Consider the following 15,421-nt stretch of genomic DNA (forward strand, 5'->3'; position numbering starts at 1 on the left):
TATCATTATGAAAACGAACAAGAAAGTACAGACGAACAGCGTACAGAAATCAGAGGAAGAAAATGCAGTAAAGGTGACCGCTTTGGCAATCATCCCGAAACCGATTACACTACTCACACCGCAGGACGTGCCCACGGCTACCGAAGTGACAGAAGCACCCGAAACGGCAACCGTTCCCACCGTTACGGAAGAAGCACCGCAGCAGGCCACGTTCAAGACACCGCTTGCAACGGCCACAGCCGAAACAGACCTTGACATCACCACCGTACACCCAAGTAGGGACAACCACCGCAAGACGTTCAATGACGCATCATTGCAGGAACTTGCGGAAAGCATTCGGGAAGTGGGAATCCTGCAGGCCATTGCAGTACGTCCACGCACGGAAGGCGGTTATGAAATCATATACGGTGAACGCCGTTACCGTGCCTCATTGCTTGCAGGAGCAAAGACCATAAAGGCAACCATATATAACAATGTGACGGACGATGAAGCGGAAGACATGTCGTTAAGCGAGAACTTGCAGCGTGAGCAGGTACGCCCCACTGAAGAAGCAAAAGCGTTCAAGCGGTTGCTTGAAAAGGGCAGATATGACATGTATTCACTGACCGCCCGTTTCGGACGGAGCGAGAAATATATCTATACCCGATTGAAACTGAACGAACTCTATGCGCCTATCGGTGAACTGTTGGACAATGAAACAATTACTGTCAGCGTAGCCGAGGAGATAAGCACCTATGAGCCCGATATACAAAAGGACGTGTACGAGAAGCACCTCAAAGAGGGGAACGGTGAGGGTTGGACGGGATATACATTGAACCTCTTCAAAAGGTACTTTGAAAAATACTATACCACCGACCTTGGGCAATACAAGTTCGACAAGACGGAATGCAATACATGCGTACACAACGCAGCCAATTACAACCTTTTTGCCGAGCATAACGGGTGCGGACACTGCACCAACCGCAAATGTCTGGAAGCCAAGAACGCAGCCCATGTGGCAAAAGAGACGGAGAAACTTTTGAAATCCGATCCGAAGCTGGTTGTCGCACGCCCCTACTACGGAAGCCGTAACGATATGGCACTACAGAAATTGGACAAGAAAGGGCATGAAATCAAGGAACTTGACTACAACGTATCGGCAAGGGAATTCCCCAAAGCACCCGAAGCACCGAAGAAAGAGCAGTTCACCCAAACGAAAGAGTACGAACAGGCGGTGCAGACATTTGAGCGCAGAAACGAGGAATATGCCCGAAAGGTGGAGGAACTTGACCGCATGAAGGAGGAAGGCAGGATAAAGACCTATGTAAAGGTAGGGCAGACGGAACCCGAACTCTGCTACGTGGAGATAAACAGGAAGGAAACCGCTCCCGTCACTATCGGGACATTGCAGGAAAGGGACAAGCGTTTCAAACAGCTTTCCATCGAAAAGACCGTTGCCGATACGAAAAAGATTGTCCGTGAGAACGACTATCCCGAAAGCCCGTTCACGCAGTACGAAGACGGTATGGTTTATTTTGCCATGCTTGCCCAACTTCAAAGGAGACATTTCCCGCTTTTCGGCATCAAGGACCAGCCTTTCGCATTGGACGAGAAACAGCGGATGAAAATCGTTGCCAAACTGACAGACGCACAAAAGACTCTCATCAAACGTGACTTCATCAGCCACTTCCTTTGTGAGAACGGCTATGGAGACAACAACGCATCCAAACTATTGAGGGACTTCGCAAACATGCACTTCCCCGACCAGTACGGACTTGCCAAAGCCACCCACGAGGAGGAATATCAGAAACGGCATGAACGTTTGGAGGAAAGGATAAAGGAAATGAAAAAAGCGGAAAAGAAAGCAGCCAAGGAAGCGGAACGGCAGCAGGCGGCAGAAGTGGCGGAGAAGAAAGTCACCGCCCCGAAAACGGAGAAGCCCGAAAGCGGAAAAGCAGCATAACCCCAAACGGAAAGCGTGTGCCGGAAACAACATCCGGCACACGCTTTTTCACCGCCCCCGAGAGAACAGAGGGCAGGGCCGGACGACCCCACCTACACCGCCACCGTAAAACGACCTTTAAAAATATCAGCGAATGAAATATATAAGAATATCCCCGGACGTGGAGTATTCCACCGACAGAGAGTTTTTTCTTGAGAATCAGATTGTCTGCATTGTAAGCCGGGAAGGCACGAAGTTTTGCAGTCTGATAGAGAACCGTCTGTTCATGTGTTCTCCGAGCCGCCATATCAGCAAGCGGATGAAGCTACATATCATGTGTGAAATCCACGAGGACATCTGCCGCCTTCGCTATAGCGGCGAGCCGGTGGAATGACCTGCCACACTCCACACCTGAATACTCTCTCTTAAAAAAGTCGGGCAATCCCTATGCGGTTGCCCGACTTTTTCCTATTTTTGCAGGGTTGAACCAAAAAAGAAAGTTATAAGATTAAAGGAATTGAATAATAACATATTAGAATAGCTTTTAGCTGTTTGTTCTTACTCTCGAAACGACCAAATTCAAAGCAGGAGAATAAACGGGCGGAGTCCTTGTCATACACCAATGGCACGGTCTTAACTCGTTTCCTGCATGGGTGCTTGGTCGTACCGGAGAGTAGAACCTGTTAAGTACCGTGCTTTTTTCGGTACATAGCAGGAAGTTACGGACAAGGTATCCACCAAAAAATCATAGCAAGATGTACAACAAGAGCGTTGCCATTACCGGCAGTACCATTGAAAAGACAACGAAGTACGACCAATTCCAGGAAGATAAAATCCGCATGGAACTTTACCGGGTTATCCTTTCACTTTACAATGAAGGTTATCGCACATTTACCTGCAATCTACATTCCTATATCGGATTATTAGGCGCAGACACGATAATCATGCTGCGTGAAGCGGACAAATGCCCGGATATAACCCTTTCGGCAATCATACCGGGAACAACTTTTCCGGCAGATACCGACAAAGTGTATCGTGCCTTGTATGACGACCTGATGAAGCAGGCGGACAATAAAGAAATGCTTCCGGAAAAAGAGATTTTCAGCAATGTACTTACCGGCAGTCATATCGTCTGTTATTATGACGACTTTTCCGAAGAAATCGGGCAGGTGCGTGCATCCGGTATTCCCTATACCAATATCCGTAAAATGATATAGGCATATATCATTTGCCGCATATTACAGCAACTTTTCCAGCCGTGCAATCCGTTTTTCGGTGGACGGATGCGTACTCATGATATATTCGGTAAACGAAGGCCGCTGCCCGCCCGTCTCCGCCACCGCCAGCCGGCGCAGGAACGAGAGCAGACCTTCCCCGCAGCCATAACGCACGGCATACGTGTCGCAACGGTATTCGGCATATTTGTTGATATTCACGTCGGCCATCCGGCTGATGCCGTAAATCGTGTGATGCAGCAGTTTATAAAGACTCCACCATAGCTTTGCCATCCCCGCCACAGCAAACCGGACAGCCGGAACCACTGCAATCACAAGGTTGCCGATTATTCCGAAAAACAGTGCAGGAATCAGGAACAGTCCGTACAGACAACGGTAGCCCAACGACTGCATCGAGAACAGAAGTACCTGATAAACGAAATCATAATGCGAGATATGCCCCACTTCGTGGCTGATTATCCCTTTGAGTTCCTCATCCGATGCCGTCTGAAGAATACCGCCCGTCAGCCCGATTGTATGGAAGCCGAAAGTCACGGCGTTCGTGCGTGCGTCCCTGTTGCGGTAGATATTCAGTTTCCTCTCCATCCCCATTTCCGAGAGCAGGCGTTCCACCCGTGCCCGTTCCTCACCGCCCAGCGGTCTGTAACCCTCTTTCATCCGCATCATCCATACGTTCAGTGGTGAAAGGCTGTACAGGATGTAAAGCAAGACAATATAGAAAGGCAATGAATAGACCAGATGATGCGCGAAGGAGTATTCGGCAAACAGCCCCGGCAGGAATGAAGGGGCCACCCATTCCACAATAAGAAGAAGCAGGACATAAAAAGCCGATATAAGGATAATGTTTACCACTGTCACGTAACAGAGCAGAAGCAGCTTGTATAAAATGCGGAATATACGGAGTGTTGTTTTCATATGCTTATAAATTTAAAACGGTTGGTAAATATAAAAAGTTAATTTGAATCACCGGGTGGGTAAATCAATCAAATTACTGCCATACAGTCAAATTTATGGAATGAAGAACGGCGGGATGCCCCGCCGTTCTCACTTATAGGTATTGGTAACGGCTATTCTTCCGTCGTACCGCTTTCCGTGTCAAATGTTACTGTCATTTCCCTTTCCTGCCCGAAATTGTCCCGGACAAAGAATTTCAGTTCCGAGCGTCTGGCACTTGTAGAGCGGTAAAAGAGAGTGAATACCTGCTTTACCGGATTTTCCGTATCCAGTCCCGGCACCTCTGCCAGCGGTTTCACTTCCCTGTTCACAAGTTTTACGCCTTCACAGTCTGACACCTCTCCCTTGCCTTCCATCTGAATGTAACCTATTTCATACTCCGCCTTTTCATAGTCTCCTTCACGGTCAAGATAAAAACGTATCTCCACCGTTTCACCCGTTGCGATCTGCTTTTGCAGATACCATGACGAGAGGCTGAAATCATAATCCTGCCGGATGTCTATCCCGTCGTTACAAGAACTGAAGGCCAGCACCGCAAGCAGTGCGCCTATACATATATATAATACGTTTTTCATTTTTCTGTTTCTCCTTTCTCTTTTTTATTAGTTGATGATAAAGCGGACACCCAAACCCACCTGCGTATGGAAGTTCCCCGCATCCGTTCCGAACAGTGCCCTTTCCTTGACTTGCAGCAGGAAGATGATCCGGTCTGTCAGATAGACATCGAAAGCCGCCGTCAGTCCTCCGCCATAAATAAAGCTGTCCCCGTTTGTCACTGCCGCCCCGTCAGGAAGCAGGGAAGTTCCCCAGTTGACTGTCTCGAAACCGCCCAAAGCGGAAAGTCCGATACGGAAACAGACATTCCGACCCTTGTCCGACAATACGGGAATAAAATAGCCGAGTTCCCCCGTGAATTGCGCTTTGGGTATTGCCTTATTTTCGTAGGTGTACTCCTTTATCTGATAATCCAGACCATACAGCCAGTAGGTACGGTTACGGTTGGTATGTGTAAAGGCCAGCGAGGTGAAGTAGTGGCGTTCGCCGCCACTCTTCCATGAAAGGAAATGATTCACCCCGCCCGATGTGAACTGTATGCCTGTCTGTCCCGGCAGGTCACGCTGCGCGTATGCTTCGCCCGCAAAGAGCGACAACACGGCAACTGTCAGTATGAATAGTATTCTTTGCATATACATTATATTATATATAGGTTATTATTTCAGATGCAGTTCACTGATTGGTTTTGCCGCCACAAGGTCTGTGTTCTCTATGCGGAACGACTGGTGACGGGCACCGCCCTTTTCGTAAATCTCCACCACGAGCAGCTTGTCATCCGGCAGGGTGAGCTTGGGCAGCACGAATATGTTGCGTACCGTGGCTTTCCCGTCCACCGTTATCAGGCGGTTGTATGTCCTTACAGGTTCTATGAAGTTCTCCTGCATGGCCGTGCGCTTGGCTACTTTCTTATCCACCACTTTGAAACGGATATAGTCAATGTCGAACGATATATCCGAACTGTTGCGCAGGGAAGTATGCAGGTACAGCAGGTCATTGTTGATATAAAGCCCTTTGAGCAGTGTCTGTATGCCGTACTTTTTACAACCGATATGCCTGATATGCCTTTTGTTCTTCTTATACAGCGTGTACATGATACGGTTCACCACCAGCGGTGTCTCCCCGCCCAGTTCTTTCAGCTTCACGAACATGCGGTCGCCCGCAATCCCGCCTTCGGGATTGTCCCGGAGCCAGTCTTCCATCTCGACGGAGAGCTGTGCCGGTTCGTCCTTGTAAACCACATTGAATGAATAGAAACAACCGTCGGCAGTGATGACGGAGAAGTTCGTTTCCCCTTCAAAACCTTTCACCGCCGCCTTGATGCGTACTACATTTTCCGCTCCCGTGGCCTTGTCCGCTATGATGTCGAACGAACCCAAATCCACATATTTCACTTCGGAAGGGAAAAGGATATGTACGGTTTTCTGAAAAGTCACCTCAATCTTATGCGGTGAGATAATCTGGTTGGTGGGGAAAATCTTTGTTTCCACCGGTTCCTGCGCCTTTACCGACAATACGGTTAAAAGCATTACTAATGATAAAATAATTCTTGTCTTCATCTGATTACTGCTTTTTGGATATTAATAAAAGTTGATAATTTGCCTTTACAGCCACCTTCACCTCACGCATCTTTGTGGCCAGATATTGTGATCCGCCGCCAAGCACGCCCCTTGTCACGTCCATGACGAGTTGTTGCGAGGCACTGCGTGCGAACGAGATGCTTGTTCCGAAACTGCCCCCGATATTGGCGGCGGCTTCTTTCATGGCGGTACGTTCTGCGGTATTCGGAACGAAAAGTCCGGCCTGCCCGTCCATATCGTAAGCCGTTAGTTCCACCGGCAGGATATTCCCGCCACTCTCTATGGAGTTTACTGTGACTGCCATCCGCTGCCCTTCGATACGCACCGTACCATATAGCGGAGTATTCGCAGGTACAAGCACGCCGCCCACTTGCAGCGGTTCCAGCAACCGGAACTTCAGTCATGCTCCGGTGGTCACTGTCTGGTCTTCAGCCACGCAGGCACGTATCGTATTGGCTCCGGCAAGCTGTCCGCCACCCACGGCAGTGGCAAAACCGTAATTGCGGGGTATCGTGTCGGGGGCCGGAGGTGCGGCCAGTGACGAAACCACATTTTCCGCGGCACGTCCGGCGGCTATGGCGGCAGGATTGCCGGATGCACCACCCGCAGGCTGTATGTTCTTCACCTGTCCGCCCGTCTGTCCGGGGAAATAGCGTGCCGCCATCTCATATGACTTTTCCATCAGTTCCAGCGGGTCTTGTCCTTTCCGTTCACGTTCCAGCTTTTCGTTAAGCTCCTTCACCTGCCGCTCCAGTTCGTCCACCCTCGGACTCTCCTTCGGTTCCTGATAGAACGAGGTGATCTGCCTTGAAATCTGCCGCTGTTTTTCTCTGGACTCCCGGATAGCATCCGCTTTCGGTACATCTTCTTCCGGTTTCAGCCCGTCCGTTGTGTCCGGTGTCAGATAGCCACCTGCCATGTCCTGCAAGGTTCTCACTTTTTCTTGCCTGCGTTTCTTCATCTCTTCCAGTTCGTAAGCCTTCTGTTTGTCGGCCATCGTTTCCGGTGCGATAGCGTCGGGTATCGTGGTATTGATGCCTGCCGTCCCTTCCACCGTTTCGGGTGTGTCCGGTTTGAAGATAAACCAGATGAACCCGGCGCAAAGCAGGGAAAGGAATGTCACCACGCCATAGAATTTCAGCTTTTCAGCGGCCTTGCCGCTTAACTTCTTCTCCTTTTCGGATGCGGGTTCCGTCTTCTGCGCTCCTTTATCCTTCTCTTTCTCTTCTTTCTTATCGGATTGTGTCATTGGATACATTGTTTTTGAATGGTTGGATACTGTCCGTTTGGGGAAGCGCAATCCTTTGGAGATGCCGTACCTCAATCGGAAATTTGTCTGTCCCGCAGAAACCGCCCACGATGTAGGCAAGGTCGATGGCGGCGAAGAGTCCGAGCAGGCAAAGGATGATAATCCTTTGCTGCCGGTAGCTTAGCTGTTGCCATCGCCTGCGGAGTTTTATTATATATCGGTCTTTCTCCGTTCTGAACGAGTGGAAGACCTTTTTTATACCGTTATCTTTCATACTGTCCGATGTCCCTGTTTTCGATGATGGTAAAACTCTCTATCAGAAAGCCCTGCGGATTGTTGTCGCTCCGGGTTACATTCCTCAGACGGCAGGTGGTGACAAGCGACCTTTCGGTAACGCTGCTCGAACGGATGATGTGCTGCCGGCTATAGGTCTTCATCTCGTATGGATAGCTGTTGAAGTTCCCCTGTATGCTGTCCACCGTCAGCGTCTGCGAGATGTTTCCCGCTATCATCCGGTTGAAGTAGCCTTTCTCCTGCAAGTTCCGGTAGTAACCGATGGCGCTTTCATCCGAAAGGTAAAGGGCACGCTGGATGTTGCTTTCAATGGCGCTCTTGTCCGGTGATAGGGTGAAAAACAGTTCGTGGAAACGTCTGATATGTTCCCTCGCTTCCACGGGGCGGTTCTGCTGCACGTCCTGCGAAAGTGCCAGCATCAGCGACTTTCCGCTGTCCAGTACATAGATTTTCTGCCGTTGCGCCTCGGCAAACTCGTATGCCTTTCAGGTGGCGAAGACCGTTACCAGTGCGCATACTCCCAGGAATACCATTCCGAACAGCCGTAGCTGCCGGAATGATGTCTCGATGTTTTTTAATGATTTGAACTCCATGTCTTTTTCCTATTTTTTAAAGTGATACGTTTTAGAACATTTTCTTAATGCGTCCGGCTACCGATCCGCCGACTGCGCCTCCGACTGCCGCCGCACCGTTTCCGGCCATTTTCCCGGCACCGCCTACCTTCTGCCCGTAAGCTCCCGCACCGCCTGCCTGGATAATCCACGAGGACACCGTAGGAACACAGAAATAACCGATGATACCGATAATCATAAAGATACAATACACACTATTGGATGCGTCCGGTACGAATGTCGGGTCCTGCATCTGCTTGATGTCCTGCTGCAACATCAGAATCTGTATGCGTGAAAGGATAGCACCGAACAGATCACCCACGGGCAGCCATAAGTAAATACAGATATAGCGTGACAGCCATGTGGTGAGCGTACTCTGGAATCCGTCATAGACGGCCAGCGCAAAGGAGATTGGCCCCAGTATGGAAAGGACAATCAGAAAGAAAGTCCTCAGCGTGTCTATCAGCAGCGAGGCTGCCTGAAAGAAGAGTTCCAGCAGTTCCCGGAACCATTGCCGTATCTTTTCCCCCATGTCATACACCGCCTTCTGCCCGTACATGTTTATCATCGTGTCCATGTCCCCCAGCGACCAGCCAAGCTCGTCTATCTTCTTGTCAAATTCCTCGTCACTTACCAGAAAGGCCTTTGCCGGGTCACGGAGCATTGCTTCCCGTTCCAGTTCGTCCTTCTCTTCCTGATACTTTTTCATGTCGAAAGTCTGCTGTTCCACCAGTGAGGAAGTGGCACTGCATACGGGGGAAAGAATCCCGTTGATCGTGCCCAATACCATAGTGGGAAAAAACATGATGCAAAGGCCCAGCACGAAGGGCCGGAGCAGGGGGAACACGTCTATCGGCTCGGCCCGGGCAAGAGACTGCCATACCCGGTAGGCCACATAGAACAAGGCGCCGAGGCCCGCCACTCCCTTCGCTACCGAAGCCATGTCTTCACATAACGGCATCATTTCATCGTAAAGCGAACGCAACAACTCATGCAGGTTCGTCCAGTCTATTGATAGTAATACCATAGTCTATCTATTTTTACTTATAAATGATTACCAGTAACGTTGGTCGTGTGTCCCGTACAGGGAGAGCACCCGTGCGGCATCCCCCTTTTCCTTGCTCCGCAGGTACGACACCCCGATGTTCTTCCGGGTATAGTACCATGTCAGGTTCTTGTATTCCAATACTTCACCGTATATCCGGTTGATGATGTCCAGCCGTTCCTTGTCCGTCATCGAGAGTCCGGTAGCCGTGGTCACTTCCTTCAAGTCCAGCAGCAGGTTGCTGCTTTCTTCAAGCAGCCGGTTATACCCGAAAGCAATGGCCGAGAGTTCCTCCACTGTGAAATTCGGGTCACCCATCATCGTATTGAAATTCGTCACGTAGATGTCGCTGATGTCACCCACCAACAGAATGGTCTGCTGCACTTTACGGGCACCTTTTACAAGGTCATGCACCGATTTCAAGGCGTCGTAGTAGGCTTTACCTTGTTGGTAAATCTTTACAGTCTCCTGAAAGTTACTCCACATGTTCTGCGCCGTTGTGGAAGTCTGTACGATTTCATTGGCAGAGTTCACGATGCTTTGTGCGAAATTGCTGGGGTCGAAAACCGCCCACTGTGCCCTGACCGTCACCGAAAGGGACAGCAAGGCCACCAGTAGAATTGTCATTTTCCTTTTCATGCATCTATCTCCTTTCTTTAGTCAGTAAATACCGGCTGTCGTCATCACGGGCAAACAGCCCGTAACAGCCGAACAGCAATACCTCGCTTCCGCTGAAATACCCGATACATCCCGCATCCTTGTTCCCGTGCAGGAAAAGGTCGTCCCCTTTACGGAGTGGGATATTGATTTCGGTATAACTCATTTCTCCGGCGAACAGTGTAGCCTTGTAGCCCTTGAATCCGTCCGTCACCCGGTTGGATTTACGGATTGTCAGCGTGGACCCGCCTTCCTTGTTCATTCAGTGACCGCAGATGCGGTCATGTTCCAGTTCCTTTCTCATTTCCCCAATCAGGTTCAGCAGGTCCAGATTGGTCAGGGTGGCGTCTCCGAGCGCTTCCCTGCATTGACTTAATAAATCTTTCTTACTCATTATTGTCTATGAATTAATATGGTTACTTGTTTCCCTGCCGCTTATTTTCGGCAAGCTGTTTGATAGCCAGCTCGATGTTTCCATCCAGCTTTTCCGTAAGGCGGGTAAGTTCCAGTTTTTCAGACTCTTCAGTCGTATAGCATATATACTCCTCGTCCGAGACTTCCGTTGCGTACACCGCACTTTGCGTGCCGCCAAGCCCTATCCAGACCTCTTTGTACCTGCGATTGGCTGCATTGGCAAGATTGATCGAAAGTATCTGTGAGCGTTCCTTGTCCGTCAGGCCGAGCAGGTTCTGTATCTGGTCGAACTTGTTCTGGTACTTTCGTTGGTCAAGCAGTATCTTGCAGTCCGAATTGTTGATGATTGTCTCCTTTACAACCGGACTCGATATGATGTCGTCCACTTCCTGCGTCACCACAACCGCTTCGCCGAAGAATTTTCTGACCGTCTTGAAGAGATAGCGGATGTAGTTCGCCATCCCTTCACGTGCGATTGCCTTGCCGGGTAGGTCGGGGGCATTACTGCCCCTTTCCCCCCTAAGAACCGTACGTGAAAGTTTCCAATCATACGGCTCAAGCAACTTTAAATTTCTATCTAATAGAAACCAGCTCATTGTTACATCTATTTAAGTTGAATGACTTTTCTTCTGCAACTGTCATGTACCAAGAAATTAACTTTCTTTCCATTGACAATTCTTTCATTAGTTCCCCACGAGTGTTCTTTGTCTATGGGTTCTCCGCATATGGGGCATAAATGATTTTGTTTTTCCCACATATACAGCAATGATTTTCTACCATTAAGCGACTTGAGCATCTTGTAAGTCTTGCGCTTTTCAAAATATTCTTTCCATTCAGGGTCGAGAGGATTGGCTTCACCTTTCACTTTTACGTATCGGGTGATTTTCGTGTCGTACAGTCTTTTGAGGGCAATCTTATCATCCGCTTTACCCCTTTTGAAGTTCGCCACAAAGCACCAGTTACGATTCTTTATTCGTGTAAAGTATCTGCTGGCAATCCAATATTTACCTTTCTTGGGATGTCGTCTCTTGGCCCATTGCCATAGCTTTTCAAATATCAAGTAATCAGCTTTTCTGAATGTGTCCGAAGCCACGCAATTCTTGTAGTAATTCACCCAACCGACTATTACCGGATTCAAAAGTCTTATAAGAGATTCCTGTTTACTACCTTTATTGGAATCAATGATTCCTCTGATTTTCTCCATGAATCCCTTCAGACTCTTTTTGGACGGCTTTATTAGAAGTATTCCATTGTATTTACGGATATTGTACCCGAGAAAATCAAAGCCCTCTTCAATATGGGTTATCTTTGTCTTTTCTTCTGATAGAGTAAGTCCCCGACTTTCAAGGAAGTTCTCCACTAACGGCTTTATTTCCTCCAATGCTTCCCTAGTCCTTCCCGTAATGATAAAATCATCCGCGTATCGAACCATGTGAACCTTTGGATAATATACTTGTCCCTTAACGGATTTCCTATAATACTTTTCTGCGAGCATTGCTTGCAGACCGTCCAATGTCATATTGGCAAGAGTTGGCGAGATAATTCCACCCTGTGGAGTTCCTTCTTCCGTAGGGAATAATTCCTTGTTGAAAACGAAACCGCATTTGAGCCATTTTTTCAGCATGACTTTATCCATTGGAATATTTTCCAACAGCCAGTCATGACTGATATGGTCAAAACAACCTTTGATGTCTCCTTCTAAAATCCATTCGGGAGAAGCTGTCTTGGCAAGGACGCAAAAACATTGTTCTCTTGCATCGCCAGCACTTCTCTCTTTACGGAATCCGTAGGAGTTGCTGTCAGCAGTTGTTTCTGACACAGGTTCCAATGCGAGCAGATACAATGCCTGCATTGCCCTGTCTTTCATCGTCGGAATCCCTAATGGACGCAACTTCCCGTTACTCTTTTTAATATGTATCCTTCTTAGAGGTTGAGGGGTATAGCCTCTTCTTCTTAGCTCGCTGATGGCCTTGAATTTACTGTTGGAAGTTGCCCACACAGCTTTATCAACACCCGCAGTTTTACTGCCTCTGTTCGATGTAACACGTTTTACCGCTAAAGCTTTAGCGTAAAACGAATGCGTCAGCATCCACTGCAAAGCTTTCACCCTGCCGTGTTTGCCTGCTTTCTGAGCTTTTACAATACGTGCTTGTAGCTTATTAACCGCTATTTCGCACTTGTTCCAGTCTATGCTTTCCCAAGTGCTCCACTTTTGGTCAGTAGATGCACACGATGTCTTACTTTCGTTCATTTGCTTTTCTCCTTTAAATAAGTTCTAAAAGTTTCTTGTAAAAAGTCACCTTGCGGAAGTCAGCCCACTTTCGTGTGAGGTGATGTTTCAACCTCTATCCGCTCCATTACAGAATGGCATTCGCTTTTTCCACATTCCTCTGCCCGCATTTCATTCGGCTTTCCTTACGGTTTGCTTACCTGCTGTTATACAGGAGAAATACGGGTTTACCATGTTTCTTGTATATGACAAACGAATGGGTTAGAATCCGTCTATCCGCCGGCAGTCATCATGTTCGTGTAACCTTAGCATGAAGAAGGTTATCCGACTGCGTCCCTTTTGGGTTAGAGCCCAGTATCATTAACAGCTCATTCGAAGTTACGACGTTTATCAACGGTTCACATTACGTTATTCATACCATTCAGCCTAGCTCCCCTGCCACTCGATACTAACGGCAGTTGTCGTTCCCTCGCGGTTCTGACTTCTCCTTTCGGAAGGGCTTCATTGTTGGTTCTGCTATCGCACGACCTCATTGCTTACTATCGCACGTTCCCATAGGCTACTGTTGACGAAACAACAGGTTTAATCGTTCTATTTCCAGCGCGTGGAATGGAATGTTAAACAATCATATACAAGACTTACATGTCGCAGCCAGGCTTCCTCAATTAATATCATCTTGCGGATACCCTGCAAACGTCTCATTTTATTAATGAAAGTCTCCATGATAATGATAGTCACCACCGGAAAAAGTATGGGATTATCCTTCACGACATCCAGTTCGAATACGATGAACCGCTTGTTCAGTAAATCCAGTTCCTTGTCCGAGTTCAGCAGATAGCCGTATTCGCCGTTCTTGTAATAGGGTTCCAGCACGTTCAGAAAACCGTCCACGTCAAAGTCCTTCTCGCGCACGTTCTTGTCTGCCAGCACCTTGCGGTAGTCCTTCCTTACAAAGTCATAGAACGAGTTGAAATTGGGCTTTATCTTCCGGTTCTTCCTTATCTTCTCGATATACAGGCTGACCGCGTTCGATAGCGCCACCTCTTCCGAGCGCCGGGGCGGCTCGTCCTCTCTTTTCCACAAAGTCAGAATCAGCGTCTTGATGCTGTCCCGCTTCTCGATGTCATACCGGTAATCCTGTGTAAAAAACGGATTGAAAGAAATCGGGTCATCTTCCTGGTAGGTGAAATAAACCCCGTCGTCCCCGCCTGTTTTCTGATGAATCAGGTCGCACAGCCCCTTGTATGAATTTCCGGTATCCACCAGCAGGATATGCGTACCTTGTTCCCAATACTGCCTTACCATATGGTTGGTGAAAAAGCTCTTTCCGCTGCCCGACGGGCCGAGGATGAACTTGTTCCGGTTTGTCACCACCCCTTTTTTCATGGGCAGGTCCGATATGTCGAGGAAGACGGGCTTTCCCGTCAGCCGGTCCACCATGCGCAGACCGAAGGGGGAGAGCGAGTTCCGGTAGCAGGTTTCTGCCGTAAAGAAGCATAGTGCCTGTTCGGTGAACGTGTAGAAGCTCTCTTCCGAAGGGAAGTCCGCCTCGTTTCCCGGTATGCCCGCCCAGTAGAGGACCGGCAGGTCGGTGGTGTTATGGCGGGGTGTGCATTCCATCAGCGCCAGTGCGCTGCCCACGTCATTCTTCGCCCGCCGCAGCTCGTCCCCGTTTTCGGCCCACGCGATGATGTTGCAATGGCAGCGGACGGATTGCAGCCCGTTGGTGTGCGCCACGTTCAAGTATTCATCCAGCCATTCCTTGTTTATCTGGTTGCTCCGGCTGTAGCGTGAAAGCGACTGCATGTTCTTCGCCGTTTTCTCAAAACGGGCGAGGTTCTCGCTGCTGTCGTCTATGAATATTCACTGGTTGTAGATATGGTCGCAGGGCAGCATGATACCCACGGGCGAGGCATAGCTCAGACGGCAGTCCGAGCGGTCCGTGGAAAGACGTTCATAACGTCCGTCAGTCCGCACCTTTCCCGGCAGGTCGTCGAGGTCGGAAAGGGTATGCAGACAGAGCCGTTTGTCGCCGATACGCATCTCGTCCGGGTTCAACTGCATGTCTTGTAGCATGACGCTTCCGTCCGTCGATAAGGTCAGGTACCTCTCGATGATGCCCGGTTCGTTTTCCGTTCCCGTTATCTCTTCCGTGGCCAGCCGTTCCAGTCGCACTAGCCCGCCGTCATTAACAATACTCTCGAACTGTCCCACCGACTCCATGAAACGCTCCATTGTCTCTTTGTCCTGTATCTCTTTCGGCACCAGAAACTTCCGACACAGCGTATTCCAGTTGCTTTGCTGCCGGGAGCGTTCTTTGGTGGTCTTGGTGAGAAACAGGTAGCAGGTGTGGTTGAGATAGGGCCGTTCGTTGAAATGCCGTTCAAAACTGCGGGAGAGGAAGCTCAGGTCGTCTTTCCCGGTGTCGGGTCTGTATTTCTCCGTGATGAAAATATCCTGCTTGTGGATGATTGAATAGTTCGGCAATACCTTAATTGCCTTGGCTCATGTGGCGTGCATCGCCTCATATTCCGTGGATGATACCGAAAATACTTCCGGCAGTGTCACCCGGAAAGCCACCGTTATGTCAGCGTCCTTGCTGACGATGCAGCCGTGTTCCACCGCCATGACGGGGAATTTGCTTTCCAGTGTGGATGTTGTCAATGTACTTCTCATAAT

15 protein-coding genes and 3 pseudogenes are annotated in these 15,421 nt (G+C 49.1%); 3 read left to right on the forward strand and 15 right to left on the reverse strand.

Features of this window, described 5'->3' with window-relative positions; genetic code table 11:
* Window positions 1-7 precede the first annotated feature (7 nt).
* The 3 genes from NQ565_RS08610 to NQ565_RS08620 all read left to right on the forward strand — a co-directional run bounded on the left by NQ565_RS08610 (window position 8) and on the right by NQ565_RS08620 (window position 3,138).
* Window positions 8-1,942 carry a ParB/RepB/Spo0J family partition protein gene (locus NQ565_RS08610; RefSeq protein WP_005655058.1) on the forward strand — a complete coding sequence of 645 codons (1,935 nt, stop codon included), beginning with the start codon at window positions 8-10 and terminating at the stop codon, window positions 1,940-1,942.
* A gap of 133 nt (window positions 1,943-2,075) precedes the next feature.
* The gene (locus NQ565_RS08615; RefSeq protein ID WP_040315756.1) at window positions 2,076-2,315 is read left to right on the forward strand and encodes a hypothetical protein; all 240 of its coding nucleotides are present in this window, start codon (window positions 2,076-2,078) and stop codon (window positions 2,313-2,315) included.
* Window positions 2,316-2,676: 361 nt separating this feature from the next.
* Window positions 2,677-3,138: a hypothetical protein gene (locus tag NQ565_RS08620; RefSeq protein WP_005655062.1), complete on the forward strand. Its 462-nt coding sequence runs from the start codon at window positions 2,677-2,679 to the stop codon at window positions 3,136-3,138.
* A gap of 21 nt (window positions 3,139-3,159) precedes the next feature.
* Here NQ565_RS08620 and NQ565_RS08625 read toward each other — a convergent pair whose 3' ends face one another.
* The 15 genes and pseudogenes from NQ565_RS08625 to NQ565_RS08695 all read right to left on the reverse strand — a co-directional run.
* Window positions 3,160-4,071 carry a M48 family metalloprotease gene (locus NQ565_RS08625; RefSeq protein ID WP_005655064.1) on the reverse strand — a complete coding sequence of 304 codons (912 nt, stop codon included), beginning with the start codon at window positions 4,069-4,071 and terminating at the stop codon, window positions 3,160-3,162.
* 152 nt (window positions 4,072-4,223) lie between these two features.
* Window positions 4,224-4,685 (reverse strand): TraQ conjugal transfer family protein, encoded by a 462-nt coding sequence (locus NQ565_RS08630; RefSeq protein ID WP_005655066.1) that lies wholly within the window; start codon window positions 4,683-4,685, stop codon window positions 4,224-4,226.
* A gap of 27 nt (window positions 4,686-4,712) precedes the next feature.
* Complete coding sequence (locus tag NQ565_RS08635; RefSeq protein WP_005655069.1) at window positions 4,713-5,303, reverse strand: conjugal transfer protein TraO; 591 nt, start codon at window positions 5,301-5,303, stop codon at window positions 4,713-4,715.
* Between the two features lie 18 nt (window positions 5,304-5,321).
* A complete protein-coding gene (gene traN / locus NQ565_RS08640; protein WP_005655070.1) occupies window positions 5,322-6,221 on the reverse strand; it encodes a conjugative transposon protein TraN in 900 nt (299 codons plus the stop codon).
* Between the two features lie 4 nt (window positions 6,222-6,225).
* Window positions 6,226-6,630, reverse strand: a complete 405-nt coding sequence (gene traM, locus NQ565_RS08645) for a conjugative transposon protein TraM (protein ID WP_005655072.1) — start codon at window positions 6,628-6,630, stop codon at window positions 6,226-6,228.
* Window positions 6,631-6,642: 12 nt separating this feature from the next.
* Window positions 6,643-7,491, reverse strand: coding sequence for a conjugative transposon protein TraM (locus NQ565_RS08650; protein ID WP_005655073.1), 849 nt, complete (start codon window positions 7,489-7,491; stop codon window positions 6,643-6,645).
* Window positions 7,475-7,765, reverse strand: a complete 291-nt coding sequence (locus tag NQ565_RS08655; RefSeq protein ID WP_005655076.1) for a hypothetical protein — start codon at window positions 7,763-7,765, stop codon at window positions 7,475-7,477. The genes NQ565_RS08650 and NQ565_RS08655 overlap by 17 nt, the downstream gene beginning before the upstream one ends.
* A pseudogene (gene traK / locus NQ565_RS08660) lies at window positions 7,755-8,378 on the reverse strand (conjugative transposon protein TraK). Before traK ends, NQ565_RS08655 begins: the two are co-directional and overlap by 11 nt.
* A 31-nt stretch (window positions 8,379-8,409) precedes the next feature.
* Window positions 8,410-9,423, reverse strand: a complete 1,014-nt coding sequence (traJ, locus tag NQ565_RS08665) for a conjugative transposon protein TraJ (protein ID WP_005655082.1) — start codon at window positions 9,421-9,423, stop codon at window positions 8,410-8,412.
* A 27-nt stretch (window positions 9,424-9,450) separates the two neighbouring features.
* Window positions 9,451-10,080 carry a DUF4141 domain-containing protein gene (locus NQ565_RS08670; RefSeq protein ID WP_005655084.1) on the reverse strand — a complete coding sequence of 210 codons (630 nt, stop codon included), beginning with the start codon at window positions 10,078-10,080 and terminating at the stop codon, window positions 9,451-9,453.
* A gap of 4 nt (window positions 10,081-10,084) precedes the next feature.
* Complete coding sequence (locus tag NQ565_RS08675; RefSeq protein WP_005655086.1) at window positions 10,085-10,360, reverse strand: hypothetical protein; 276 nt, start codon at window positions 10,358-10,360, stop codon at window positions 10,085-10,087.
* Window positions 10,361-10,492, reverse strand: coding sequence for a hypothetical protein (locus NQ565_RS08680; protein WP_005655090.1), 132 nt, complete (start codon window positions 10,490-10,492; stop codon window positions 10,361-10,363).
* A gap of 22 nt (window positions 10,493-10,514) precedes the next feature.
* Window positions 10,515-10,997: pseudogene (locus NQ565_RS08685) on the reverse strand (TraG family conjugative transposon ATPase); the annotation flags it as partial.
* Between the two features lie 119 nt (window positions 10,998-11,116).
* The gene (ltrA, locus tag NQ565_RS08690; protein ID WP_005655094.1) at window positions 11,117-12,763 is read right to left on the reverse strand and encodes a group II intron reverse transcriptase/maturase; all 1,647 of its coding nucleotides are present in this window, start codon (window positions 12,761-12,763) and stop codon (window positions 11,117-11,119) included.
* Window positions 12,764-13,393: 630 nt separating this feature from the next.
* Window positions 13,394-15,418 (reverse strand): annotated as a pseudogene (locus NQ565_RS08695) (TraG family conjugative transposon ATPase); the annotation flags it as partial.
* Between the last annotated feature and the right edge of the window lie 3 nt (window positions 15,419-15,421).

The organism is Bacteroides stercoris ATCC 43183, assembly GCF_025147325.1.
GTDB lineage: Bacteria > Bacteroidota > Bacteroidia > Bacteroidales > Bacteroidaceae > Bacteroides > Bacteroides stercoris.